Origin of the sequence: Wolbachia endosymbiont (group B) of Chesias legatella, assembly GCF_964026945.1 — a bacterium.
Taxonomy (GTDB): Bacteria; Pseudomonadota; Alphaproteobacteria; order Rickettsiales; family Anaplasmataceae; genus Wolbachia.
The window spans coordinates 502,847-529,021 of the sequence record NZ_OZ034711.1 but is presented as its reverse complement, the minus strand read 5'-3'; the positions used below and the strand labels follow the sequence as shown (position 1 = coordinate 529,021).

Sequence of the window (26,175 nt, the reverse complement as noted above, 5' to 3'; positions counted from 1 at the left end):
AAGTTATTAATCAAATAGCATTTTAAAAGCACCTCTTGAGAGCGATTTACCTCAGATTTATTCTTAAAACTAAATCCAAATGTTTTTTTGAGCCTCAGGAAAAAACTCTCGATACGTGAACGTATTTCATACCTTGTCTTCTTTTTCCAGTGGGTTAAATTGTAAGTTTTCCTTATACTAATGTTGTTGTGTAATAGTTTAGACTTAATCTGACAGGCATGAATTATCTGACAGAAGAATTGACAAAGTCAAAACCGATATCAGCATCCTGTTTAATGCTATCAATATTTTTCTGATAAGCAATATGCATACTATCAAAAAAGGTTTGCATAGGCATAGCAATATTTACCTGAATGTGGTCTAGATCTATTGTAAGAATGCACCCAATGGTCTACGTCTAACTGAAGTTCTGCCAAAGAGGTGTAAATTTTCTTTCTAAAGATAATATTGTAACATTCATCTTGCATAGTTCTATGGAACCTTTCACATATGCCATTAGTCTGTGGAGAACGAGCTTTGGTTCGAGAATGATCAATATTTTCTACCCCTAAATATAGCTGGTAAGCGTGATTTTCAGGTCTGCCACAATACTCTGTACCACGATCCGTCAAAACACGTAGCAATGATACTTTCTGTTCATCAAAGAACGGTACTACCCTATCATTAAGAAGATCTGCAGCTGTGATAGCAGTCCTTTCTGTGTAAAGCTTAGCAAAAGCAACTCTGGAATAGGTATCAACAAAGGTTTGCTGGTCCAATACCTTTGATATTACCAACATAATAACTGTCTTGGCTACCTAAGTATCCTGGATGCTCTGTTTCAATTTCTCCATGGGCCTCTTTTTCTTCCTTAGCCTTTTCTAGAGCTGTTATCTGTTCTTCTGTTAAAATGATACCATCCTGAGCTACTTTTGCTTCTAATGCCTTTAACCTCTTTTTAAAATTTTCAAGATCGTTTCTTTGCCACACTGATCTTATTCCACTTGCAGAGATCTCTCTTTTTCAGTTCGTTTGCTGCTCTTTCTTGTCCGTATGCTGGAAACTCTATTGCTATTTCAACTATAGTATTTCCTAAAGTAAATGATAAAGGTATAATGAAGTATTTGAGTTATAATGGCATATAGTGTGGATTTAAGGGAAAAGGCAGTATTGATGATAGAAAAAGGGAAGACAAAGGTTGAGATAGCAGAGCTCATGGAGATAGGAATAGCAACTCTGTACCGCTGGTTAAAAAAGAAAGCTGCTGGTGAAAGCCTAAAGCCATCTAAAAACGGTAGCTTTATTCGAAAAATAGACCCAAAAATACTCGAAGAATATGTTACAAAGAATCCAGATCATACTCTGGCAGAGATGAAACAAAATCTTGGATTTGGAATAAATTCAATTTGGTATAGACTAAAACAGCTAAAAATTACTTTAAAAAAAAGTCACACTATATCAAGAGCGCAATCAAGAAGATAGGCAGCAATTTATTGATAAAATCTCAAAAATAGACCATTCCAGCATCTTATATATAGATGAAGCAGGAGTTGATAATAAGTTATACCGAGAATATGGACGTGCTCCAAGAGGAAAGAAAATTTATGCAGATATTCCAGGGAGAACTCGAGAGAGAATCAGTATAGTAGCCGGGTGGATTGGAATGAGATTTATTGCACCAATGACTTTCAAAGGTGGGTGTGACAAAGAGGTATTCAATATATGGTTGGAGAAGATGTTATTACCTAAATTGCCACTTGGCACAACCATAGTTATGGATAATGCTACATTTCATAAGACCACTAAAACAAAATCATTAATAGAGTCTTTTGGCTGTCATGTGCTGTATCTTCCAACATATTCACCAGATTTGAATCCCATAGAACACTGTTGGCATACCATCAAAAGCCGCCTCAGACCTCTAATGTATAAATGTACAGACTTACAACTTTTGGTTGGTAATACCATAATGGAAATTTATCATTCATTTTAGAAAATACTATACTGCTTTTTCTATATCCTCCGACACTCTATTTGCATACAATGGCTTGCTTTTGCTTATCTCGTGTAAAGCCTCTTCTCCTCCTGTTTCATACAGTTCTTTGAAGCGGTAAAATGTATCCCTCCATTACTTTACACGCCTGTGATACATTTCCTAATTGCTTTGCAAGTTCTAGCAATCCCAACTTTGGTTTTAGTATTTTTGTTTGTATTGTACTCATTTCTAACACTCCTTTTGTTTGTTTATTATTTTATAACTTACTTTTTTAAAGTGTCAGATCAAGTGTTATTTAGTACATTTTTTTTTAAAATTTGCTGTATACGTCTTGTACCTATATTAATTTTGGCACTCAGCTCTTTCACACTTCTATATTTTCCCTCTTCTAGCTGACGTTTCCAGGAATGGGCTCTTACCACTGCTCTAAGTAGCGCATTATTTGTCTTACCTTCTGGCTCGATTACTGTGCATTTCTTTCCCTTCTTCTTTATTGGTATAAATTTTTCCTCTGATTCAGAACATACTTCTATTCCATCTTCTTTTACCATTACTCCCTTTATTAATTTCCTCACTACTTCTTTCTGCTTTCCAAAACTTAAATTTTTCCACTCTTCCGCTTTTTCTCCCCATTTTTCATATAGCTGTTCAGCTCTCTTCATCACTTCTTTTTCTACTTCTCCTGCTACTATTGTTCGATTCACTGATTCACAATTCTTTCCCCTTAAGTGGTTATTACATACGTAGTATCGATATCTCTTATTCTCTTTTTTTGCATATGTCAGTGTCATATTTACATTACAGCTCTTGCACTTAATTATTCCCTTTAGCAGCGCTTCCTTATATTTTGCTTTTCTATATGGCTGATTCTTTATTAATTCTTGTGCTTTTTTCCACTTTTCCTCTTCTATTATTGCTTCATGTTTTCCTTCATACTCTTTCTCATAATGCCGTATTTTTCCCATATATATTGGGTTTGTTATTATTCTTCTCACCGTCGCTTTTTTAAAGATATCTGATTTTATCCGGTACCCTTGACTATTTAACTCTCTTGCCAGTTCTGCCATTGACTTTAGCTCCACATATCTTTCAAATATATAACTTACCACTTTTGCTTCTTTCTCATTTATTATTAATTCTTTATCTTTTACATCATATCCCAGCGGTAAAGTTCCACCCATCCATAAACCTTGTTCTTTTGATGTTGCTATTTTGTTTTTTACTCTCTCTACTATCATCTCTCTTTCTAGTTGTGCTGCACCTGATAATACCGTTTGTACGAACTTTCCCATTGGCGTATTATTATCAAATATCTGCGTTACTGCTATAAAATTTACTCTATGCCTTCTAAAAAATGATGTCACTTCTATACTATCTTTTGTTTCCCTTGATAGCCTATCCAGAGTATACACTACCACACAATCTACTTCTCCTCCTTTAACATCTTCAAATAATTCCTTTATTGCTGGTCTTTCTAAATTCTTTCCTGAATATCCGCCATCATCATACCTTTTGGCCAATGCTACCCAGCCTTCTTTGCTCTTTATGTACTTCTCACATGCTACTCGTTGCGCATCTAAACTGTTAAACTTCTGCTCTAGAACGTCTTCATTTGACTTTCTCGTATATATTCCACATCTTATCCCTTTACACATTTTCCCTTCCCTTTTGATCACGCAAACCAAATAGGAGCGGCCCATTGTAACTCATTCCCATTATTTTTCCGGCTACTGCTGACAATGATGTAAAAAACTCTTCTTTGTAGATTAAACCCTTGTCTGTTACCATTACCGCATGCGTTTCTTCCCCTCTCTCTAATATTAGCTCTGTTCCTGCTACTGGCAATTTGTCACTACTTATTCTTTTTCCCTTCTCTAGTCGATCTGCCAGATACTCTAGTCTTTTTGACCCTTTTCTTGACATTTTTCCATATGCTTCCTCCTGCATTCTATATGATAGTCTTGGTATCAGATATTTCTTTGAATGTTTAGGTGCCTCTTCCCCATATACCTTCTTCCATATTTTTCTCAGCTCATCTAAAGGTTTTCTCTCTAAATTCATTACTTTCTTTTCTATTTCTTTCTCCATATTTTTAGCCCTTCATAAATAGCTTTTCAATTCTGTCTGTTTCTTTCTTCAATACTTCAGCTACCTCTTTACTATTTTTCACATAATCCATCGCTGTCATTCCAAATTTATCTGCTTGCTCTATTTCTGCTCCTGCTTCCACTAACTCTTTTACTATCTCTACTTTCCCCACCATACATGCAAGGTGCAATGGAGTGCATTTATTGCCATACTCTTCAGCATTTACATTTGCTCCTGACTTTATCAACTCTCTCACGGTTTCTAGGCGTTTTTCCGTTACCGCTAGGTGCAGTGCTGTGTATCCTTCTACATCTGCTGCATTCACATTCACTCCTTTTTCGACTAATAACTCCACTGTTTTTACCTCTACTGCATAATGTAGAGCTGTTCTTCCTTTTTCGTCTCTTGCATAAATACTTTTAAATGAGTTCTCTAATAGTGACTCCTCTTTTCCTTTTTTACTCATGACCTACCTCACCTTTTCTTTGAATTTTAAGCCCTCCTTTTCACCACCTCATCTATCATCTCATTTACTTGGCTCATTATCTTGCTTGCTAAATTTTGACATTCTTCCTTTATCAGTGATTTGTCTCTCTTCCTTATTTCTCCTATCTCTATTATTTTTAGCTCCGGCATGTAGCTTACATTCAACATGTCTGCTATTTCTCCCACTAGCCCCTCTATTCCATAGCAGGTCAGTTCTCTACTTTTTGTTATTCCTCCTTTTTCTCTCAAAAATTTACTTGCCTTTTCACTCTCTTTGCTATCACATAGACGATACTTTTCACTTTCCCAGATGTAATACATTGGTGTTGCACCATATTTATTCAGTTGATTAACCTCAGCCCCTGCTTTTACTAGCTCTTTTATTATTTCAACTCCTGCTCCTCCTATTTTGCACGCAGAGTGCAGTGGCGTACATCCAGTGACATATTGAGTGGCATTTACTTCTGCTCCCGACATTAGCAGCACTTTTACATTTTCTAAGCTTTTCGCAAATACTGCACAGTGTAGTGGTGTATAACCATTCTTATCTCTTGCATTAACCTCAGCTCCTTTTTTTATTAATAATCTCACTGTTTTGTAATCGGATGCTTGATGCAAGATCGTCTCTCCTTCTTCATTTTTTTTGTTAATATTTTTAAATCCGTTACTTGATACTTCTTTAAAAAACTTACTAAAAGATTCTTTGCTAAACTTCATACTTACCTCACAAAATTAGCTTTTCTAGCGCCAGACAAATTTCTTATATTTACCTGCTGCTATTCAAGTCATGTCCTTTTTAGCATGAGAAAGCAAGTCTTTTTCTTTTTATTTCATACACTTTTACCTATTATTAATATAATATATGAGGATCTAAATATAAGCGCTTAACTCATTAGAGATATTACTTGACTACTTTTCCAACTTCTGTGCAAATGTCGATGTTCATGCCACTTCAGTACTCCCGGGTAAAATACTAAAATGTGCTTTTCTAATTCGTGTATTGAGTCTTTTTGCTCTGAATCCAAATCATTTTTATAGTAAACGTTGTGTTCTGCTAAAACATATTTTGTGATCTTCTGATCAGTATAATTTTCTACTTTGTAATTATGGATAATGCTGAATCTTTCCAGAATTGGCTTGTGTTTTAAATTCCAAAATTGTTCAGATAGTTTGCTACTCCCTAATAAAAATTTATTTCCTTCTTCTTCTATGCTACCAACCGGAAAGCACGCATTTATTTCTTCTAAGTTCCAACTGTCCGATAATATAACTTGCGCCTTCGCAAACTTAATTTCTGGTAATAAACTCTGTGGTAATGGATATAGTGCTTTTAAATTGTACCACTGATGATTTCTTTCATAGATGCCTTTGTAATCCTTTGTGTGAGGCTCTGTTTCTCCAAGTACTGCTACATCTAATCGATATATGTCATTACTAAATGCTTGCTCATAATGGTTACGTAGATAACTCTCTATAACCTTAATTGATGTACCACTAAACTTAAAAAAATTTACTCTTCCAAACGATAATACTGGTCCATCTTTTTCAACTTTTCTACCTGAATAGTCTGATAATAAGCTGCCAAATACACTCTCATCTAAAATAAACCTGTCAACGTTGTAGTGGTCATTGAAAATCCTCATTAGCCGCGATCTTACAGGCAGTGATAGTTTTGCCAGCTCTACTACTGCATCTACGAAGAAGTCATTTGGAACATCTTTTATTCCAATTTGCAGCTCAAAGAAGTGCTTACCAGGTGGCTCTTCGATAATTGTAATATCTTCTATATTTGCCCACTTTAGTGCTATTTTGAGTGATGCTGGAGTTCCTCTCAGTCTTTGAAATTTTACTCCTTCTATTACGGCTTTTCTTCTATCTTTTACCCAACGCAGTATCTCTTCTAAACCATATTCTTCTATTATCCACGGCAGTATTTCATCTTTGAGACTAAATTTAAATTCCCTGATGCAACTTGGATTAACTTTGTAGTCGATTGCTTCTACTAGCACTTTTTCTTGCTTTGTTGCGTTTGGCGGTAATAAACTTTTCATTTGCTTTTTCTTGCTCTAACTCTTTTGCTTATATGATACATAAGTAAACAAGAGATAGTTCTGACCTTGGTACGGAAATTTCCTCATTAAAAGTGTATCTGTTACTAAATTTGCTTAACGTAAAAACTGCTTGCCGTTACATTAGACATACTACTTCCAGGCTCATTGAGAGATACTCTGTTTTTTTTATTATCTTCTATTCTATGATTTCTACCACCGAGAGATACAATACCTTTGTTGGCAATGCAAATTATCATAGCACCATCAGATTTTGTGAATATCTCTTTCTCCTCGCTTCTAGTATAGTTATGGCTATCATGCAACGCTTTTGCAATACTGTAAATGAGCTTCATATCACCATATGATACTTTTTCAATGCCAGCTCGTGTCAATGCTTTTAGGTCTGAACATATCCTGCTTGCAACTTGGTTAATAATAGCTTTTCTGCCATGCAACCCTCTTTGAATTTCCACAATATCAATCTCAATAATAGCTGTTCTGTCTTCCTTACTAAGCTTGATGTTGGGATGTTCTCTTTGCAGATCGTCAATTTCTTTCTGCTTCAGTTTACTTGAAAAGCACCTGGGTATTGAAAACGCAACAAATCCAGATCCAACTTTCAAGATCTTCATGCCCAACTCTGCACTGCTTCTTAACATTTCTGCGTGTAAACAAACCCTTGGATGGCCATCCACCACTTCTTTTAATGCAACTCTTGCATCTCTTTTAACCTTATCTGATGAATTACACCAATTACATGGATTAAACACATAAACTATTGCATGTAATGGCAAAAGTAGTGCTCTGCCTACAGCCCCGCAAAAGTTTGCATTTGATTGTTGTTCCTGTGCCATTAAAATACCCCCTAATGTTACCTATTTAAGTTTTGTATTCTCCACACATACAATATAATCTGAGGTAATATCGTGTCAATTGATTTACTGCTAATGTAATATATTCAAAAATATTATGAACTTCTTAAAAGTGCTTGCTAGTAAAAGAATACGTTTCAAATCCTATATTTCCTCTAATTTAACATGACTAAGAACTGCACACTCATTACCTAGCACCACAACATCCTCTCTTGGCTCGATTAATTCTACGTTTTCTACACCCTCTACAAATAAATTTGCTATTATCCATGATCTTGTAACATTCCACCCTAATCTTTTTGCTAATTCAAACTTCTCAATAAACTGCTTCCTGATTTCTTCCTCTGATATTAAAGGACTTATGCTCATTCTGCTGTGGATATCTATTTCCGTAATATTGCAACCAATTACTGTTATCGTATCGGTTAAAACCCTTATATCATCTCTAGTAACTTGCTTTTTTACAATTTCAAGTAGCTCTTCTAACGCTATGCCAGTTTGTGTTGATAAAATTGAAATTTGTACTTTCCCTGGTATAGTTGATTCCACTAGTGCATCTTTTACTCTACTATCTGCTGACAGTGCATGATATTTATAATATTCCTTACTTCCTCCTGTTGACCAACCTGCTATTTTTGCTTTTACCCTCTTTCTAAATCTTTCATCATCTTCTCCTTTTTGTCTTTCCACTTCATAAAACTCAGCCAAATTATCAAGATCTTCTCCCGTTGCAAATTTAAGTAAATTACCCTTTACAGCTTCGTTTATCCTTTGTCTGAGTAAAAGTTCTCGCCATGCTGCTACCTCCAGAATCTTTATCGCTGGATCACTTTCAACTAATGCTGTAAAACTTGCGTCACGCTTCACCAACTCTTCCCTCATCCGAGACAGAATTTCTTCGAAGTTCAGTGGCTCAATAATGTTAGGCTGCTCCATCTTTATACCACAACTCCATCAAAGCGAATATTTTTTCCACTTGGTAAGTACAATCCTTCTAGGTCAAGCGTTACTTTTCCTTCTTTCACTTCTGTTATTTTTACTTTTTCTAACTTAAATCTTTTTTCCCATTTTTCCAAAGCTTCTGCAGTTGCTGCGTAAATTTCCAAAGTTAAATCCCTATTTATTGGCTTATCTACTAACTCAAATAATCTTGATCCATAATCTCTTCTCATTATTCTACTCTTAATAGGAGTGGTCAGTATATCAATTATCGACTGCTTTAAGTGCTCTATTCCTTCTAACGTTTTTCCTGTTTTAGCATCCATACCCTTCATTTCTATTTTGCAAAGACGCTTTCACTGCCTTTTATTACTTTAAACCCACATGAAACTATATCTCCTACTCTTCCTACACTAAGACCATTTGCAAACACTGTTTTTGATCCTTGAATCATTACTTTTCCTTCACTAAAACTGTCTCCTTGTCTACATATTGACTTACCGTTTACAAAAACATTATTACTTCCGCTAATGCAGAAATGTGGTATAGCTTCTCCACAGCAGTCTCCTAACCTCACTATTCCTTTGTTCAATTTAAGTCGATCCTTTCTGCTTTCAGTTTTATTCCACTTTTTGTCATTTCTATACTTGATCCCCCAACTTTCAGTGTTATTTTGTCTACTACTTCAATCTCTAAATGATGCTCCTCTTTATCATATAACAATCTTGTTCCATCCTGAAACTTCACACTATTTATTTCTTTTTTATTCTCTGGTGCAGCATACTTCTGTTGATATATTCCAGGAAGTACTACTCCTAATGATAACTCTCCCAATGGTGACAATATTACTACCTGTTCATTTATGCTTGGTGGTAGCCAGCTTCTTTCCTCTCCTGCTCTAGAAGTTATCCATGGAAGAAAATCTGTTAAAAGTTCTCCTATCTTCACTCTTACTTTTGCTTTCTCATAATCTACTTCTTTTACAACTCCTATACGAACAATGTTGGCCATTTTTCTCTGTAGTTCCGAAATTGCAAAATTATTTTCTAACATTTATTTCACCGATTTCTATTTTGTGTGGCATAAATTTTCCTTCTTTCCAAATAGATCGCCCTACGTGTATTGTATGCACCCATTCAACCATCCACACGAGATATGCATCTAATTCTGGCCTAAATCCGTCAATTTCCGCAGAGATAAATTCTCCTGGCGAAACATTTTCCACGTTCCAAGTATTTTTATTTACTACTCTTGCTACTTCTGCTGCTAATGTTCTGACAATAATAGCTGCATTTTCTATTGTGCTATCAATCACAATTCGTGCCTCAAATCTTGCTTTCAGAGCTAATTCTTCAGTACCTGGATCTTTACCTGGTTCTAAACTTGCTAGTTCCACAAACACCGCTGGCGCTAATAATTCTTTTCTTATCGATGGATAAATTTCACATGTCTGTATAGACGGTATTTCTTCCTTCAGTGTGCTGCAAATTGTTTGATGTAAATCTGTCCAGAACTTTGTCATATCTTTAAAATATAGTTTAGCTCATGCTTAAAGTATTTCTCAAACTCTCTCTCACTCTCATAATTAACAAGGTCTTTTATTATTCTTGAGCCTTCTGGTTCCAGCGGTAGTTTTACTTCCTTTATTGGCAATGCTGCTCTTCCTTCACGTTTAAACATACCGCTATTTCCTTTTGGCATAACTGCTTCAAATCCTCCTATAAACTCATGCTTTCCTACTTTCGATCCTCTTCTTGTTTTTTGTATTTTACCAATTGTTGATGCTCTAATGTCATAGAGATTTGCTCTAATTAACACTTCTAATCTGCTAGTTTTTGCCTTAAAAATTCTTAATCTCTTTCTTATCAAACTTAATTTTATCTTCTTTTCCTCACTAATTTCTTTTGCTGTCTTCAATTTTAGCCATAGTGCTGTTCTGTTTAACGCTCTCACTATTGCTAATTCTATTTTTTTTCTTTTAGCATTTATACTTTCTATTACCTCATTACTATTAACTTCTATATGCACAGACATTTTACACCCCATACGCTTCGATTCGCCAGACCATTCCAGATTTATCTCTAAGTGGTGGTGTGTGTATTTTGTATTTGCAATCACCTATAACAAAAATATCTCCTACAATTGGCCTCAGTATATCAAAAATGCTTACCTCAAGAAAAAGCATCTCTCCCACAAATTGTCCTTCACCAATCTCGTATAATTTATCTGGCTGTTGCTTTAATACCTGTACCATATATGACTTATCCTTTGATTTATATAAAGCCACTTCTCCTAAATGGGCAAAACAATCTTTAAATAATCTCTTAATATTCTCTTGCACGTTTCTCCGCTATATACTAACATTTATATGCTAAGAAGAGGTAAAGCATTCTTCTGCCTCACACCGCTTTATATTTGCTCTACCTATGTTGCAACGATCTTGACTAGTATCGCTGGACGGTGGCACATTGGCAGAGGGTTCGACTGCGTATGCAAATCAGTCCCTCTATCAAATCTTCTTGGCTCTTGTTTTGCATAGAGTGGCTGTCCTAGTGTATTTACTGTTTCATTAAAATCTGCTGGTGCAAAATATGTTGTAAATGTGCTCGCTGTTCCTACTGGAAAACAGTGCCCTGTATCTTTCTCAATAAATCTTCTCACCGTTCCTTCAGGGTCAGTTGCTTGCCCTCTATATTCCTCAAATGTTATACCACAAAACGTAAATCCTGACCTCATATCATTTCTTAGCGCCGCTCCTTCTTGCCATCTCTCGTATGCTTCTTTCACTTTACTATGTGAAGTTAGTGCATCAAAAAACTCAGGGCTTACCAAGGCATGAATTCCGGTCATATATTCACCACTTAGATTATCTTCTATATGCCGGAGTACTTCCATACACTTACGCTTTACATCAGTTGTTGCAGTTCCTAGTGCAAAATTTACTACTTTTGGTGTGATTTCAAATTCGTTGTACAGATTTAATAATTCTGACCCATCAGCATCTAAAATTATTCCTTTTAGCGCTCCCATTCGCAAATGCTCTAATGTTATTGCATGTTTATTTCTCATTAGCTGCAAATGGTCAGTTATTACATCTGCCAGCGCTTTCAGTTCACTCTCTGATCCAAATGCTCTTATTCCCTGTACTTCCTCTGGCAGTACTACATCATCATGCGGAATATGTGGAATTGTAAATGTTCTTACCTTTCTTTTTCCTCTTTTTCCTACTGTTGCTGGCGCCCCTGGAACTTGCGTTGGTAGTAAACTTAAAACTCCGTTATGTTCTTCTATGGTAATATGTCTAAATCTTACTGACCTACTTGGAAATAAATTTAAATTTTCAACTCGTCCATAATTTACCGGCAATATATTCATCGCATTTGTTAGTGCCGTCATGCTAAATGCTGTATTTGTAAATGGATTTTGCATTTTTTCTTTTCCCCCTTTTGTATTTTTAATAGTTTTTTTAAGCTCCCTTGCGGATCTCGTCCTTCAAGTTGCTTTATTGCTGTAGCTTTCTGTTCTTCAGTAATATTTGCTGGCCATACAACTGCATGATCAGCTAGCATTGCACCACGAGCAATAATTACTCCTTTACTATTTTCCTTTGCGTTTACATCGCTTGCTATTACACCTATCGCTGTTTGTGTACCATCTGTGGCAGTTGGATTTATTATCTTAACCATGCTATCTTTATCGATAGCCACTACTGTACCAAGTTTAAGATTTTGTCCCTTGGCTACTGTTATTTGGTCTCTTGAATATAAACTTGATGCCTCATACTTTAATAAGTCACCTAGATTATTTTGTTCTGTTATACATGTCATATTTTCTTTTCTCCTTTTTTTCCTTTAGTTTTACCGCCATGTTTGTAGTTATTGTACGCGGCGGTTATAAAAAAACTTAAATACTTGATTGTGCTCTAGCTTTAGCTACCTGCATCATCAATTCTTCTCCTGAATTCTGTGGTATTGCACTCAGTATCTCTGTCTTCTTCGTTCTTTCTGCAAGTAATTCCATTAAAACCTCCCTTGCTTGCTCAACACTTACGCTTTGCTCAATAAATTCTCCTATCTTTTCTGGCATCTTTGATATATTACATAATCTTATTATCTCTAAAATTTCTCTACGACAGTTCTCGTAGCCTTCCTCAGTTAACTCATTAGTTGTCATACTAACACTCCTACTTTTATGATTATTGATAAATTCAAAAAATGTTGTAACTCCATCTGCAAGACCTATTTCTACTGCTTTCTCGCCAAAATACAGCCCTGCTTCTGTTGATCGAATCTTTTCCATTGAAAGACCTCTGTTTCTTGCTATTAGCTGCAAAAACATTTCATATAGTCGGCCTACTTCTTTTTGTAAGCTTCCCAGACTTTCAGACGTCATTGGCTCATGTGGGTTTAAATCATTCTTTCGACTACCAGCAAAGATTGTGGTGTACTTAATACCTTGCTTTTCATCAAACCTACTTTGATCTATATGACTTGCTATTACTCCTATACTCCCAACTCCTGAAGTGCGGGTGAGAAAAATCTTTTCAGCGCTAGAAGCTATAGCATATGCAGCAGAGTACGCATCATCATTTGCTATTGCCACAATTCTCTTTTTTGCTCTTGATTCGTAAATAAAATCAGCCAAGTCGAATAAACCGTTTACTTCTCCGCCTGGACTATCTATATCAAGCAGAATAGTTTCTATATCTTTGTTTGATAATGCTTCTACTACTTCTTCTTGAATTTTCTCATACGATGTCATGCCTAGAAAATCATCAAAAGCTCCTGGTTTTTTGGTCAAAATTCCATGTATTGCTATTACTGCTGTTTTTTCTATATTCTGATTTACTGCATGTTTTATATTTTTAAAGATAGGTTGTTTTCCGTTATATAGCGACAACAGGTCAAAGCTTTTTTGCTCTATCATCATCGGCTTGCACATCCAGTTAGTTTGTAAAATTTTCATAATGTAAATGAGATTTATTTTGTTTGTGTCCTGACATCAGAATCAAAGAGAAGGTTGAAAGAATCAGCACGTTTTTGATCTTCTGCTATTTCTTGGTCAATTTCTTCTACATCATAACCCAATTCTGAAACAACTTCTGAGCGACTCTTAAATCCATTTCTTACTGCCATTTGCTGTGCTTGCTGGTCTTTTAGTGGATCTACCCAATCAAATCCCTGTGGTATCCATTTTACTTCTTCTTTCGCTGCTTTTACTACTTTTTCATCTATACTCAGTTCTCCACAAAGCACTGCTAACTCTAGCCATCTATTCCATACTGGTCTGCAAAACTGAAATACCATAATGTTGTGTTGCAGCATAGCACATCGACGACGAAACTCTATTAATCCCGCTCGAATGGATGAATAATTAACGCCTTCCTGTTAGTTGCTCGTATGTTATCCCTGTGCCAATCGCTATTGCCCTCAGTTGCTGTCTCATGAATGCTTCATAACTTCCTCCAACATCAGACGGCTCTGAAAATTTTATGTCTTCTCCTGGATCAAGTAGCTGCATGGTTCCTGGCTCGAGTCCTGATAAAGCTACACCATGCTCATTGGCTTCACCTTCACCTAAAATACTTGCTTCTGGATCAAGTCTGGTAATAAATCCAGCAAACATCGCAGCAGTCTTTTTTCGTACTAATTCTGCATCATCATACTGGTCAAGTTCGTAAAGCTTCAAAAGCACGTTAGAAAGCCAAGGTTCCCCTCTCAGGTCTTAATGGTCTATAAATATGTAAAACATCATTTGCTGGTACTCTTACTGACTCTCCAAAGGTATTTTCACCAGGGTGTTCTTTAAATAAGTAATAAGCTTCTCTTTGACCAAGCCTGTTAAACTCAATACCATTACGAATTATGTTACCATTTGCTAAAGTTAGATTTGTTTTATTGTCCAAATGCTCTGATTCTAGTACTTGCAGTTGTAATGGTACAGAAGATCCATCTTCGTGTTTACGATTTCGGAGGCGTACAAAACATTCTCCTCCCTCTATCATACTTCTGCATACTAGAGCTTGTAATCCATAAAAATCACTTATTCCACAGCTATCTGCTTCATCTGTCCATTTTAGCCATAACTCTTGCACTTTCTTTCGAAATTCTCCATCTCTTGCTTTTGATTGCGGTTTTATTCCTGTTCCAATAGAGTTACTTACTATCGTATCAATGATATTTGCTGCATATGGATTTTTTCTCACCATATCACGTGATCGACTACGCAGGTGCTCAAGGCTTTGAGAGAGTAAATTATTTATGCTTCCTGCTTCTCCTTGCCAATACATTACCCTTCTTCCTGAGCCAGATGCATCCCAGGCTGAACTTTTGATTTTTGGCTTACCAAATAATTGTTTAAATGACTTTAATAGCATTACTTTTCCTTATCTGAAATTTTCAATAATTCAGCCTCTAGCTCTTCTATTGTTGGTAGCGCTGTTTTTATCTCCTCTGGTAGGTTTTCAGTTATTCGATATTCAGCAAGGCCTATCGGTTTGGTCATATCTTGCAATGTATACTCAGCAAGCACGTTATTTTTCGATTTACATAGGATTAATCCTATAGACGGTTGATCTGTTGAGTGCTTGAGTAAATTATCTACTGCAGATAAGTAGAAATTCATTTTACCAGCGTATTCTGGTTTAAACTTATTATCTTTCAATTCAATTACTATAAAACAACGTAATTTCAGATGGTAAAACAATAAATCAACAAAGAAGTCTTCATCACCAACATCTAAGTGAAACTGCCTACCAACAAATGCAAATCCTTCCCCTAGCTCTAGCAAAAACTTCTCCATGTGCCCTACAAGCCCTTTTTCTACTTCTCTTTCATGAGCATCCTTTCCTATACTTAAAAAATCAAAAATATATGGATCCTTTAATGTGTAATGCGCTAAATCTGATTGAGGCAAAGGTAGCTTCTCTTTAAAATTAGTGATAGCTTTTCCCTGACGTTTATGTAACCCAAGTTCAATCTGCATTAACATGATGTTTCTTGACCAGCCATGTGCTATAGCTTCTTTTATGTAGAATAGCCTCGCTTCTTTGTCCCGAACTAAGTCCATCAGAAATACATTATGTCCCCATGGCAATTGGGCAACAAGTTGTTGCACAAATTCAATATCTTGATATTCCCTTGCAAATTGCTTCATGTATTTTAGATTCCTTGTGCTAAAACCTTTCATTTCTGGAAACTCAGCCCTTAAGTCTCTACTTAACTGCTCAATTACTTTGGATCCCCAACCTTGATTCTTTTGTTTTTCTAGAATCTGCGTTCCAATATAATGATAGAGTAGTAGCAGCTCTTTATTTACTGTCCTTGCTGCTTTATAACGACTAGTAGCAATCTGTTCTTTGAGCTGCTCTAAAAATTCTGTATATTCTTTTGCTACAATTTTTGTCATATGGTTCCTTTCAACGATTTTTATTATTATATGATCCCCTTACTCGTTGAAAAAACAATTTTCCTCTTTCCAGCAATCTTTAGCTCAGCTTTAATACGTTGTCTTAAGTTTAGTAAATCATTTATATCTACTTCAGCATATCTTACCACATGATCACCATATGCAATTGATACTACTCGCTCTCCGTTTTGCAGCTTCTTTATCGCTTCTTCGACTTGAATTAAATAATCTTCGTTATACATTTATTACTTGCTGATCCATTTGCTTTTGACTATTTTCTTTGATTTTTTACTTTCTGGTTTTTCACTTAAACTATTCCATTTACTCTCTGGCCATCTGTCTATTCCCAGTGCTATTGATGCTGCTCTCGCATAAATTCGGCAATCCAGTACTTCATTTCTTTCTCTTACCTTTTGCCACTCTTGTTTAGTGTATCCTTTTACTACCTTGCTGACTAATTGCTCTGCTGTTAGCTGCTTAAAATATTCAGGTGCATACTCTGGAAAATGACAGTATCCTGCTGGAGCTTCTTCACCGTCCTTTAAAACATTAAGTAATTGAAAAAGTTCTGACTTTAAAATCGATACTCCTACTGGCCAGAGCTTTATTCCTCTTTTTAGCTTTTGACCACCAACTGTTATATCTACTCTACTTGGGCTGCTAAGTGGTACTAGTGCTTTATTTACACCTTTGACTGCCATTACTCTTCCAGATCCTTGATGACCTCTTACCCAGTTGTAAACTTCCTGTGTTGCATATCCTGCATCAACTGCCATCATACTTATCATATATTCAAGCCCATTTTCACCGATAAAATGATGATTTAACAGCTCTGAAAGCTTTTTCCATACTTCTCCACTTCCTGTGTCTCCTTCAAATACTCGGTAGTCTATTGACCAACTTTCACGGCTTTTTCCCCATGCTACAACTTCTACTTCTAACCGATCTTTTTGTACATCTACTCCTGCAGTAAGTACCACTTCTCTCTTAGGTACTGTGCCTACGGGAAAAAATTCTCTCCTGTTAAATAATTGCTTCCAGTCTGGTACTTCTCCTTTGTCTACCTAAGTTTCTCCTAGCGTGGTATTTATCCAAACCTTCAGTAATTGTTCACTTTCTTTTGCATGAAGAAAATCCTCTACTGCTTGTTGCCAACTATACCAGCCAACTGGACTATAAAGACTTGAAAGATGAAATCCTTTTTTCTCACCTTTTACTCTATTAGTAGGCCTCCATTCTCCACGCTCAAGCATCTCTGTCTTTTGATGATTTTCTATTTTGCCTCTACATTCAGTGCAGACATAATGTGCTGTTCTTGAGTCGTTGTTTTCCCATTTAATTTGTGGCCATTTTAATACTTGATAGTAATTACAATACGGACATGGTACAAAAAAGTATCTCTTATCTGTTGCTTCAAATTCTTTCTCAATTCTGCTTATTCCATGAATCGTTGGTGTTGATACTAAAAAAATCTTTCGCCGTGCAAATGTATTAGTACGGGCTATGCTGAGTAAAACTGGATCTCCTTCACCTCCTGAATCTCCTGGATAGGCATCTATTTCATCAAGAAAGAGGTATTTTACTGGCATAGAGCGAAGTCCTACACTGCTATTTGCTCCAGTTATTACTACTATTCCACCTGGAAACTCCTTGCTTTGCACAGTATTGCCCGAGTCTCTTGATCTTGGGTCTTTTACTTTACTTTTTAAACATGGTGTGCTTTCAATCAGTGGTGCAAATCTTCCCTTCGACCAACGCTTTCCCATTTCAACTGTTGGCTGTACTACTAGCATTGGCCCTGGTGTTTGATCGATGATATAGCCTATCCAATTGTTACCTGCTTCTGTTCCTCCAATTTGTGCTCCTTTCATGAATACCACTTTTTCTACTGGCGAGGACGGAGATAGTGAATCCATGATCTCTTTTAAATAAGGCGTTCTTTCTGTTCTCCATTTTCCTGGCTCTGATGCTGCAGTTGCTGCTAAAACTCGATACTCATTTGCCCACTCTGATACTTTAAGCTCTGGATCTGGTTTTAAACCTTCAGAAAAAGATGTGGCGTATATCATTGTCTGCATCTACTCATAATTGGTTCTATCTGAATATCATTAACAGTAGAACTACACTCCTCCATAAACATCTTTTTCTGAAATTCCTTTTCTATATATCTTTTGCTCATCTCACTTAGCATTATTGCTATAACAAGCGCAAATACTCCTGTTATTGTTGCAAAAATGATCGCACTGCTTATTGTGGCTGCTGTTAAACCTATATATGCTGCCATTGCTACTGCACTTACTGAGGTAAAAACACAGATCACACTATTGTATTTTCTTACTTTTGCATCTCTATGCTCTATACACCTATAATAAATTGGTACAGATCTGCCTATCTCATCTGGTAATTTGATGCTCTTTTCTTTAAATAAAGTTTTTAGCAATTCTAAATTATTTGACTTGATTGCTAAGTGCAGAACAGGTGTATAGTTTGCTCCTTTTTTCAGTAGTAATTTTACTACATGTAAATGTCCTTTTTCTGCAGCAAGGTAAATCGGTGATAGACCTTTATTGTTTGAAATATCAATATCAATTTTTTCTTTTAAAATAGACTCTACAAGCTCAATTTCTCCTCTTTGTGCAGCTAAGTGAAGTAGACTATTCTTTTCAGAACCGTATTTATTACTTATCAAAGCCTTCTTTATCTCAGGTTTAGCGTAATCAAATGGTGTTTTGCCACTATCGTCTTTTACCAGAGGGTCTATATCTTCTCGCGTTAGTAAAACTTCTATTGTTTTCAGTCTTTCAGCATAATGTAGTGGTGTTTTATTTTCGTAGTCTTGCAAATTGACTTGAGCATTAGGCTCCCTTATTAAGCATTTGAGGATATCCAAACACAAATCTCTTTCATCGTAATTAGTATTACTTACAGCTATATGAACAGGTGACAATTTCATTGAGTTTTGTCCCATGCGTGCACTATTCACATCTGCTCCAAGCTTCAGCAGTAACTTTACTATCTCCAACTTTTTATTATTAACTGCATAGTGCATTGGTGTCTGATTTCGCGCATCAAAGACATCTATTTCAGCGTTTCCTTCTCTTATCAAAATCTTTACAACTTCTGCATGTCCTATACCTGCTGCTAGATGTAATGGCGTATGATGCAGAGCATTTCGTACGTTAACGTCAACACCTTTTCCTATCAAATATCTAACTGCATTAACTTCACCTATCATTGCAGCTAAATGAAGTAAGTTATCTTGTTCTGACCCGTATTTATTATTAATTAGCGCTTTTAATATTTCTGCTTTTTTCCCTTCTTTGAAGAGATGTTTTACCATCATTATCTTCCACAAAAGGATTAATGTTCTTCTTCGTAAGTAGCAGATCCACCATGCTTAAACTCTATAGCGCAATGTAGTGGTGTCTTTCCATTTAATCCTCTAACATTAACATCTAATCCAGGTTGATTAATGAGGCACTTTATTAATTCTAAACTTAAGTGAGCAGACATTTTATATTTAAAATTTATTGTTAGATAATTCTTCAAGCGAGTTTGTAATCTCTTCAGTTAGCGCCATATGAATCTTTTCAGTATCACTCAGTGATGCAAGTAGTGCTGAAACTCTATTTGGAATATTAAGCAAATTATTACGGACAACTCTTGCTACGTTAAATGCTTCACTTTTTACTTCTTCTACTGCTACAAGTTCACCAATCTCAGCTTTTGCCTTTGCCTCAAGCAGTTTACCTCGTTCCATTTCATTTTTTATTCGAGTTTTAAGCAACATCGTGGAAAGTTTTTCTCCATTTTCTGAATAGTTTTTTCTTCTCAATGGTTGACTTGGATCTCTTATTGCTGCCACTGCTTCATTTGCCTGTTCTCTATTGATCAAACCATTCTCCAACTCAACTATTCCTTTTTTTACTAAATAACAGACATATTGCTTTGAAAATCCTTGTTCTCTTGCCCATTCTGTTTGTGTTATTAATTTCACTTTTTTTGCTCCTCTCTTTATTGCTCCTTTTTTTCTTCTTGAATCTCTTGAAAAGTTTTACCAGCACCAGAAAGAATTGCCTCCCTGCCTGTATACACTTGCCAACGTTTTATGGTTACATCTACAAACTTTGAATCTAGCTCTATTGTTCTGCAAATTCTTCCTGTTCTCTCACATGCAATCAGTGTGCTGCCAGAACCGCTAAATGGATCAAGTACTATGTCTCCAGATCTACTGCTGTTTACTATTGCTCTCTCCATTAGCTCTACTGGCTTCATCGTTGGATGTAGTGTATTGTGCGTTGGCTTATCATAAAACCACAGATCACTTTGATTTCTACCTCCATGCCACTCACGTTTATTGCCGCTTTTCCATCCATAGAGCATTGCTTCGTATTGTCTTTGATAATCTGATCTGCCTAGCGTAAAGTGATTCTTTGCCCAAATGATAAAAGTTGACCATTTTCCTCCTGCCTCCTCAAATACTTTTTGCAACGTTGAAAACTCTGATGATGATATGCAGATGTAAATTGCTCCTTTGGTGTATGCTAAAATATGAGTGCAAATATCATAGAGAAAAAGTTCGTACTTTTCACCTTGATTATCATTTAATATCTTTTTGTCTTCTCTCTCTTGACTGTTACCATATGCTACGTTATACGGAGGATCACACACAGTAATATCTGCCATTTTATCATCTAACAGCGCTTTATATGATTCAACTACAGAGCTATCACCACAATAGATTCGATGATCACCTAAAATCCAAAGATCACCTGGTTTTGTTACTTTTTTGTCATCAATAGCTAAGTCAGAAAGATCTTCTTTTTCACTATCTAAATCATCAAGGAAATGTTGAACTTTTTCTAATTCAAATCCAGTCATTTTAAGATCAAACTGTAAATCTTCTAACTCTTGAATTTCTACTTTCAAAAGCTCATCATCCCACTTTGCCCAGTTAGCTGATTGATTAGCAAGTAGTCGAAAAGCTTTAGTTTGTGGTTCATTTAAATTATCACTGAGGACTACTGGAATACTTTCCATACCAAGTTTTCTTGCTGCTTTAAGTCTTAAATGACCATCAACCACAGTTCCATCGCTTTTTGCAACTATTGGAATACGAAAGCCAAATTCTCGAATAGAAGCACACATTCTATTTACTACATCGTCATTTTTACGTGGATTACGCTCATATTCGATGAGATTTTGAGTAGGATAATAGTGGATTGCTAAATTCATATAATTACTGTGCTAATTAAAAAGTTAATATTTAAAATATCTCTGACGCTAAAGAAGGCTTGGGGTCGAACCCACCAAACCCGCCAGTATGGCCGAAAGGACCCACTTTTTATGGATTTTTCGTCTTATTAATATCTTTACTAATATAGAACATTAATGCCAAAGCATCGGCCTCATTATCATCTCTAGGTGAAAAACTTTTTTCACGTATCGCTTCAATAACTTCACTCTTACTTGCATTGCCTTTGCCTGTTATAAAGCGTTTTATAGTTTTAACATTAACACCTTGGTAGGGAATATTGTTCTCTTCACACCAAGCAGACAGCACTGCGAGAAAACCGCCATAGCAATGCGCTGAATCAGTTCCTAGATGTCTTCTTACTTCCTCAAAATACACTGCAGAAATGTCTTTCAAAGAATTAAGCCAATTACGAAAATTCAAGAAGCACATGCCACCTCCGCTAAAACGGCTACCATGAAAACTTTTGCTTCCACTTTCAATTACTCCGTTGTGAAGAATAGACCATCCTGTTTGTTTGCCGAGATCTAGTGTTAGGATTGACATTTGCTATTATTTAAAAAATTACAAGTAGCACTTACTCCAAAATATCGTCTGGTTTCTGCAAAATACACTAGAAATTCATAGGTTTTTGTAGGCCAACAACGAGAATTATGTGCTACTGCAGAAAGTTGTTTTCTTATTATATATATTCACCAAAATTACGAAAACTGTTCAATTTTTTTTGCAAAGGATAAAAACCGTTGCTCGCAAGTTCGTTTTGTAACAGTAAGATTACTAAGAATACCATTTAATTAAGTTTTAAAGGGTACTACATGCATTCTTTGATGAGGTGCTGAGATTGATCTATAAAGTTACATCTAGCTTTAAAATGAAGTTTTTACCTCATCTAAAAAAATACAAGTATACTCAATGTTTGTTTGCCGAGTTTTGAATTGACACTTAAAGCTTTTGTATTTGAAGCGCATCCACAAACTATATCAATGCCCTTCTATTATATATATATACCGGATTTCTTACTACTTTTTCCGGGATTTTCTCAAAAAAAGTTAAAATAATTTCAAAACTGCTTACCAGCTAAAGAATAAAGTAGATAGTTCTCTATTTTTAGAGTTTTACAGTTGCTTGTCTTTTTTACAAATAACCTATATGCTACTTGAAGTAAGGTAGAGTAGATATGATAATAAATGAAAACGAAATTTTATTATATACAACTCCAGATGGAGACGTAAGAATTGATGTTTTGTATCGAGATGAAAACATTTGGCTTACACAAAAAAGAATGGCGGAGTTGTTTGATGTTAATATTAGAACAATTAGTGAGCATTTACAGAACATATTTGCTAGTCAAGAGTTAGATAAAGATTCAGTTATCCGGATTTTCCGGAATACTGCTGAAGATGGTAAACAGTACCCTACACAATTTTATAATTTGGATGCAATTATAGCTATTGGTTATCGAGTTAATTCTAAAAAGGCTACATCTTTCAGAGTATGGGCTACAAAAATTTTGAGAGATTTCATCATCAAAGGATTTGCATTAGATAGCGAACGGCTAAAAAACGGCCCAAAATTTGGCAAAGACTACTTCAATGAATTACTTGAAAAAATCAGGGAAATACGAGCATCCGAACGTAGGTTTTACCAGAAGATTACCGACATTTATGCTGAATGCTCTGCAGACTATAATCCAAATTCAGAAATAACAAAACAATTTTATGCAAAAGTACAGAATAAATTATATTGGGCGATTTACGGCTTGACTGCAGCAGAGCTAATATATTCTCGAGTTGATCATAAAAAACCACATATGGGACTAACTACTTGGAAAGATGGTCTAGGTAATAAAATTCATAAGAGTGATGTAAGTGTTGCAAAAAACTACTTGACTGAAAAAGAATTAAGTGAACTAAATCACATTGTTTCGATGTATCTAGATTATGCAGAACTTCAAGCAAGAAAGAATCGGCTAATGAAAATGCAGAATTGGGTTGAAAAATTGGATGCATTTCTATTGTTCAATGATTATGAAGTGCTTAAAGATGCTGGTAAAGTTAGTGCTGAAGTTGCAAAAGCCCTAGCTGAAGGAGAATACGAAAAGTACAGAGTTGTACAGGACAAATTACATGAATCTGATTTTGATGAATTAATTAAAGCAGGTGAGAAAATAACTACAACAAAGACCAGCTTATAGTTGAGTTATCTGTGTTTGACATCTTGTCTACCACGGATTCCATTCCATACTGCTCTTGAGCTAAACTCACCTATTATTTTGTCGCTCTTTGGCAGAATCAGTATTGAAGCATCAAATGCAAGTACTCTGAAGCCATGGTGGGTTTTAAATTCCTGATCTTGGTAGTATAGGGAAACTATATCATCATTTAACTCTGAAAACGCAGTATGTTTTAGCTTCTTTCTTGCTTGAGTAAATGCACTTGCCGTAATTGTATAATCTTTTCTTGTATGCAGAACAAACTCATTAAGCATCACTTGTAATGACTTTACACTCTTTCTAAAAATCAGGAGAAATACATTAACGAAGGGCAGCTTTCTTTTTCGTGAGAAGTCTTTTGAGGATGCTCTGTGTGCGTTTATAAAGTTTAAACTCATCAATTTATTTTTTATAAACATGATTATTCTTTTTTTTACTCATGTCATTACTTCTTTTAATTTGTGAATCTTACCTGATTTTATAATACAGTTCATCACTTTTCCTTAACTTAATGGCAGTGATGACAAGAGAGGGGCTACTTTCATTTGCTGTCTTCAAAAATTTACAATTATGCTTCATATATTTTATTAAATATTTTACTTAAAAATTCAATTTCTTATTATAAGAGATAAGCAATTCATGAATAATGAAAGATTACAAAAAAGGTCATAGAAAGCGCCTAAGAGAGAGAATTATTTCAGATAACGGACAATCATTACTTGATTATGAGATTTTAGAACACATTTTATATTCAGCATATAGTAGAATCGATGTAAAGCCAGTAGCAAAGAGTTTGATAGAAAATTTTGGTAATTTAAATAAGGTTTTTAATGCCGATTTAGAAGCACTGCAAAATATTAAAGGAGTTAATAATGCAGCCATATCTGCTATCTTTTGTGTGAAACAGGCTTTTGTTCGTTCTGCACGAGAAGAAATAAAGGACTTACCTATAATCAATAATTGGAAAAAATTGCTTGATTATTTAAAAGCAAGTATAGGAAGCCTTAATAAAGAAAATTTTCGCGTTATCTATATGAATAAAAAATATCGTCTAATAGCGGAAGATCTGCAAAACTTTGGTACAGTAGATCAAACTCCTCTTTATGTTAGAGAGATCATAAAACGCGCTCTTTTGATTGGCTCAACGTCCATTGTAATATCCCACAATCACCCAAGTGGAGATATACAGCCTTCAAGTAGCGATATGTTTCTCACCAGACAGCTTGCAGAAGCTTGCAAAAGCATAGGAATAGAATTAATAGATCATATTATTATCACATTTAGTAGCTATTTTAGTTTCAAGGAAAATAGGCTTTTATTAGAGTAGATCTAAAATTGCTTTTGCCATTTTTCTTATTATGGAAGTAAAGCTATACATGAGGTGGTTGCCAGTGGAACAAAAATTTTCCTTCTGGAAGACAATGTGTGATTTAGGTGGCGTAATAGTGGCAAATTGAAAGAAATACATGGTATTTGCCACTATTAGAAATCTCCTGTTTTGATAAGACTTATGAGATCTTTATTGGTTTTTTGAATTTTGTTGAAGCACTCACATGCTTACTCTAATATTTTGTTCACAGAGCCTAGTTAGCTCAATTTCAACGTTAATTTGTGAAGCTCTGAGTTCTGTTAGGGAATTTTCTGGTTGAATATCTAGCTTATTCTGTATGTTCGATAAACAAATTAAAGCCGAATCAAAAATTTCATCATACTGCTCTGCTTCATTCACACAATTGATTATTTCCTTCACATCTTGCGGCGTATCTTTTAATATTGCTCTTATTTGGTTTAGGTTTTGACGAATTTTTTCCTGATATACAGCAATTCTCTCTTGATATATATCAATCATTTTTTGACATGAGGTGCCTCTAAATGGGTGTTCTGCTTTTTCCTTTATGTAGGAGCTCTGAAAATTTTTGCAATTAAGGACTGCTTCTCTACATTTTTTTATGTCACTAATTATACTGGTTATTGACTTACTTGCTTTCTCATGCTCTTCTTTTTTGATTATACATTCATTCTTTGTTTGGCTCATTTTATCATACAGATTTCTGCATTCTTTATATGATACCAGCGGTTGTAGTATTCCTTCCTCTACACCTTTATTATAAAAATTCTTCAACTCATCGCTTGATAGTATTCGTATAGCATCTTCCCTTTTACCTTGTGATTTAGGATACTTTTTGTTCAGTGAACTAATATAATTTAATAGGAAACTCTTAGTTAAATCTTCCTTTTTAACTTCTGATAATTTTTCTAGTGTTTCTATATATTTCAAAGTTTCCGCAAAAAGCTGCGCACCAGATGTAGCAAATCCTGGCAGTGGTTTGCTCTGCGCCTTATAAAAATCGGTTTGTAAAAAATCTTCGGCTTGTTTTTTTATTACTGAAAGTTCATTGAAGGCTTTTTCTGGATTGATTTTTTTTAAAATACTAGTAGCTTTTTTAATCGCTCTTTCTCTCTTTTTATTATCTTGTTTTTCGTTTAAGATTAAGCTTTCAGCTTCAGTAAAAGCATTGCCTTGGGCACTTTTGGCAATATTACAAACAACGTTTTTTACAACTTGCTTAGTTGCTACATAATCTATTTCCTTTGTAAAGCAATCAATAAATAGCTGCCAAATTTTTTTGTTAACGGACTTACTTGTCTTATGTTCTAAATCTTCTACATCTTTGAATCCTAAAATAGTATAGAGATTTTTTTCAATTATTGGTTCAGCATGTTGTTTTGCCACTTTACCTTTTATATTGAATAGAAATTCACTAATCTTAGTTGTGCCCATAATATTACCTCACAATATTAATGTTATATAATATAAAGTATAAAAGCTTAATGATTAATTTTTACTTACTATTAATATAATTGAAGATTAACTTTGTTCCTATATTAAA

At 35.2% G+C, this 26,175-nt stretch carries 25 protein-coding genes and 7 pseudogenes; 4 read left to right on the top strand and 28 right to left on the bottom strand.

The annotated features are described in order from the left end of the window. Positions 1-223: 223 nt before the first annotated feature. Positions 224-1,063 (bottom strand): annotated as a pseudogene (locus tag AAGD65_RS02425) (integrase core domain-containing protein); the annotation flags it as partial. A 50-nt stretch (positions 1,064-1,113) separates the two neighbouring features. Between AAGD65_RS02425 and AAGD65_RS02420 the strand changes: the two are divergent. Continuing rightward, on the top strand, positions 1,114-1,461 hold the full coding sequence (locus tag AAGD65_RS02420; protein ID WP_264336399.1) for a transposase: 348 nt from the start codon (positions 1,114-1,116) through the stop codon (positions 1,459-1,461). A 10-nt stretch (positions 1,462-1,471) separates the two neighbouring features. Beyond that, positions 1,472-1,972 carry an IS630 family transposase gene (locus AAGD65_RS02415; protein WP_306794344.1) on the top strand — a complete coding sequence of 167 codons (501 nt, stop codon included), beginning with the start codon at positions 1,472-1,474 and terminating at the stop codon, positions 1,970-1,972. A 9-nt stretch (positions 1,973-1,981) separates the two neighbouring features. Here the strand turns inward: AAGD65_RS02415 and AAGD65_RS02410 are convergent. The 25 genes and pseudogenes from AAGD65_RS02410 to AAGD65_RS02290 all read right to left on the bottom strand — a co-directional run. Continuing rightward, positions 1,982-2,201 (bottom strand): annotated as a pseudogene (locus AAGD65_RS02410) (helix-turn-helix domain-containing protein); the annotation flags it as partial. A 58-nt stretch (positions 2,202-2,259) separates the two neighbouring features. Further along, complete coding sequence (locus tag AAGD65_RS02405) at positions 2,260-3,630, bottom strand: recombinase family protein (protein WP_341810981.1); 1,371 nt, start codon at positions 3,628-3,630, stop codon at positions 2,260-2,262. Further along, on the bottom strand, positions 3,623-4,063 hold the full coding sequence (locus tag AAGD65_RS02400; RefSeq protein WP_264683225.1) for a DUF2924 domain-containing protein: 441 nt from the start codon (positions 4,061-4,063) through the stop codon (positions 3,623-3,625). The genes AAGD65_RS02405 and AAGD65_RS02400 overlap by 8 nt, the downstream gene beginning before the upstream one ends. A 4-nt stretch (positions 4,064-4,067) precedes the next feature. After that, entirely contained in the window at positions 4,068-4,529 is a 462-nt protein-coding gene (locus AAGD65_RS02395) for an ankyrin repeat domain-containing protein (protein ID WP_264683226.1), read from the bottom strand. Between the two features lie 26 nt (positions 4,530-4,555). Continuing rightward, positions 4,556-5,266: an ankyrin repeat domain-containing protein gene (locus AAGD65_RS02390; protein WP_264683271.1), complete on the bottom strand. Its 711-nt coding sequence runs from the start codon at positions 5,264-5,266 to the stop codon at positions 4,556-4,558. Between the two features lie 167 nt (positions 5,267-5,433). Then, the gene (locus AAGD65_RS02385) at positions 5,434-6,600 is read right to left on the bottom strand and encodes a phage tail protein (protein ID WP_264683227.1); all 1,167 of its coding nucleotides are present in this window, start codon (positions 6,598-6,600) and stop codon (positions 5,434-5,436) included. A 104-nt stretch (positions 6,601-6,704) separates the two neighbouring features. Continuing rightward, entirely contained in the window at positions 6,705-7,454 is a 750-nt protein-coding gene (locus AAGD65_RS02380) for a hypothetical protein (protein ID WP_264683228.1), read from the bottom strand. A gap of 162 nt (positions 7,455-7,616) precedes the next feature. Beyond that, positions 7,617-8,408 carry a baseplate J/gp47 family protein gene (locus AAGD65_RS02375; protein WP_264683229.1) on the bottom strand — a complete coding sequence of 264 codons (792 nt, stop codon included), beginning with the start codon at positions 8,406-8,408 and terminating at the stop codon, positions 7,617-7,619. A gap of 2 nt (positions 8,409-8,410) precedes the next feature. Then, positions 8,411-8,746, bottom strand: coding sequence for a GPW/gp25 family protein (locus AAGD65_RS02370; protein ID WP_264683230.1), 336 nt, complete (start codon positions 8,744-8,746; stop codon positions 8,411-8,413). A 2-nt stretch (positions 8,747-8,748) separates the two neighbouring features. Next, positions 8,749-9,003 carry a PAAR domain-containing protein gene (locus AAGD65_RS02365; protein WP_264683231.1) on the bottom strand — a complete coding sequence of 85 codons (255 nt, stop codon included), beginning with the start codon at positions 9,001-9,003 and terminating at the stop codon, positions 8,749-8,751. After that, positions 9,000-9,464 (bottom strand): phage baseplate assembly protein V, encoded by a 465-nt coding sequence (locus AAGD65_RS02360; protein WP_264683232.1) that lies wholly within the window; start codon positions 9,462-9,464, stop codon positions 9,000-9,002. The genes AAGD65_RS02365 and AAGD65_RS02360 overlap by 4 nt, the downstream gene beginning before the upstream one ends. After that, positions 9,451-9,933, bottom strand: a complete 483-nt coding sequence (locus tag AAGD65_RS02355; RefSeq protein WP_264683233.1) for a hypothetical protein — start codon at positions 9,931-9,933, stop codon at positions 9,451-9,453. Before AAGD65_RS02355 ends, AAGD65_RS02360 begins: the two co-directional genes overlap by 14 nt. After that, complete coding sequence (locus tag AAGD65_RS02350; RefSeq protein ID WP_264683234.1) at positions 9,930-10,445, bottom strand: phage tail protein; 516 nt, start codon at positions 10,443-10,445, stop codon at positions 9,930-9,932. Before AAGD65_RS02350 ends, AAGD65_RS02355 begins: the two co-directional genes overlap by 4 nt. A gap of 1 nt (position 10,446) precedes the next feature. After that, complete coding sequence (locus AAGD65_RS02345) at positions 10,447-10,752, bottom strand: hypothetical protein (protein WP_052265018.1); 306 nt, start codon at positions 10,750-10,752, stop codon at positions 10,447-10,449. 83 nt (positions 10,753-10,835) lie between these two features. Then, complete coding sequence (locus AAGD65_RS02340) at positions 10,836-11,840, bottom strand: major capsid protein (RefSeq protein WP_264683235.1); 1,005 nt, start codon at positions 11,838-11,840, stop codon at positions 10,836-10,838. A gap of 56 nt (positions 11,841-11,896) precedes the next feature. Further along, positions 11,897-12,238, bottom strand: a pseudogene (locus AAGD65_RS02335) (head decoration protein); the annotation flags it as partial. Between the two features lie 76 nt (positions 12,239-12,314). Beyond that, complete coding sequence (locus tag AAGD65_RS02330; RefSeq protein WP_341810980.1) at positions 12,315-13,376, bottom strand: S49 family peptidase; 1,062 nt, start codon at positions 13,374-13,376, stop codon at positions 12,315-12,317. A 14-nt stretch (positions 13,377-13,390) separates the two neighbouring features. Then, positions 13,391-14,787, bottom strand: a pseudogene (locus tag AAGD65_RS02325) (phage portal protein). Beyond that, entirely contained in the window at positions 14,787-15,818 is a 1,032-nt protein-coding gene (locus AAGD65_RS02320; protein WP_264375739.1) for a YhcG family protein, read from the bottom strand. Before AAGD65_RS02320 ends, AAGD65_RS02325 begins: the two are co-directional and overlap by 1 nt. 26 nt (positions 15,819-15,844) lie before the next feature. Next, positions 15,845-16,060: a gpW family protein gene (gpW, locus tag AAGD65_RS02315; RefSeq protein WP_264375738.1), complete on the bottom strand. Its 216-nt coding sequence runs from the start codon at positions 16,058-16,060 to the stop codon at positions 15,845-15,847. Positions 16,061-16,063: 3 nt separating this feature from the next. Further along, positions 16,064-17,887 (bottom strand): annotated as a pseudogene (locus AAGD65_RS02310) (phage terminase large subunit family protein). Further along, positions 17,884-19,331: pseudogene (locus tag AAGD65_RS02305) on the bottom strand (ankyrin repeat domain-containing protein). The pseudogenes AAGD65_RS02310 and AAGD65_RS02305 overlap by 4 nt, the downstream one beginning before the upstream one ends. A gap of 7 nt (positions 19,332-19,338) precedes the next feature. Beyond that, positions 19,339-19,815 carry a hypothetical protein gene (locus tag AAGD65_RS02300; protein WP_264683236.1) on the bottom strand — a complete coding sequence of 159 codons (477 nt, stop codon included), beginning with the start codon at positions 19,813-19,815 and terminating at the stop codon, positions 19,339-19,341. 17 nt (positions 19,816-19,832) lie between these two features. After that, entirely contained in the window at positions 19,833-21,053 is a 1,221-nt protein-coding gene (locus tag AAGD65_RS02295) for a DNA modification methylase (protein WP_264683237.1), read from the bottom strand. Positions 21,054-21,162: 109 nt separating this feature from the next. Continuing rightward, positions 21,163-21,618: a crossover junction endodeoxyribonuclease RuvC gene (locus AAGD65_RS02290; protein ID WP_264683238.1), complete on the bottom strand. Its 456-nt coding sequence runs from the start codon at positions 21,616-21,618 to the stop codon at positions 21,163-21,165. 631 nt (positions 21,619-22,249) lie between these two features. On the opposite strand from AAGD65_RS02290, the gene AAGD65_RS02285 reads away from it, so the two are divergent. After that, on the top strand, positions 22,250-23,266 hold the full coding sequence (locus AAGD65_RS02285; RefSeq protein WP_264683239.1) for a virulence RhuM family protein: 1,017 nt from the start codon (positions 22,250-22,252) through the stop codon (positions 23,264-23,266). Between the two features lie 20 nt (positions 23,267-23,286). On the opposite strand, the pseudogene AAGD65_RS02280 reads toward AAGD65_RS02285, so the two are convergent. Continuing rightward, positions 23,287-23,703, bottom strand: a pseudogene (locus AAGD65_RS02280) (IS4 family transposase); the annotation flags it as partial. A 227-nt stretch (positions 23,704-23,930) separates the two neighbouring features. Between AAGD65_RS02280 and radC the strand changes: the two are divergent. After that, positions 23,931-24,611, top strand: coding sequence for a RadC family protein (gene radC / locus AAGD65_RS02275; protein WP_264683240.1), 681 nt, complete (start codon positions 23,931-23,933; stop codon positions 24,609-24,611). 222 nt (positions 24,612-24,833) lie between these two features. Here the strand turns inward: radC and AAGD65_RS02270 are convergent, their stop codons facing one another. After that, the gene (locus AAGD65_RS02270; RefSeq protein WP_341810979.1) at positions 24,834-26,066 is read right to left on the bottom strand and encodes a hypothetical protein; all 1,233 of its coding nucleotides are present in this window, start codon (positions 26,064-26,066) and stop codon (positions 24,834-24,836) included. Between the last annotated feature and the right edge of the window lie 109 nt (positions 26,067-26,175).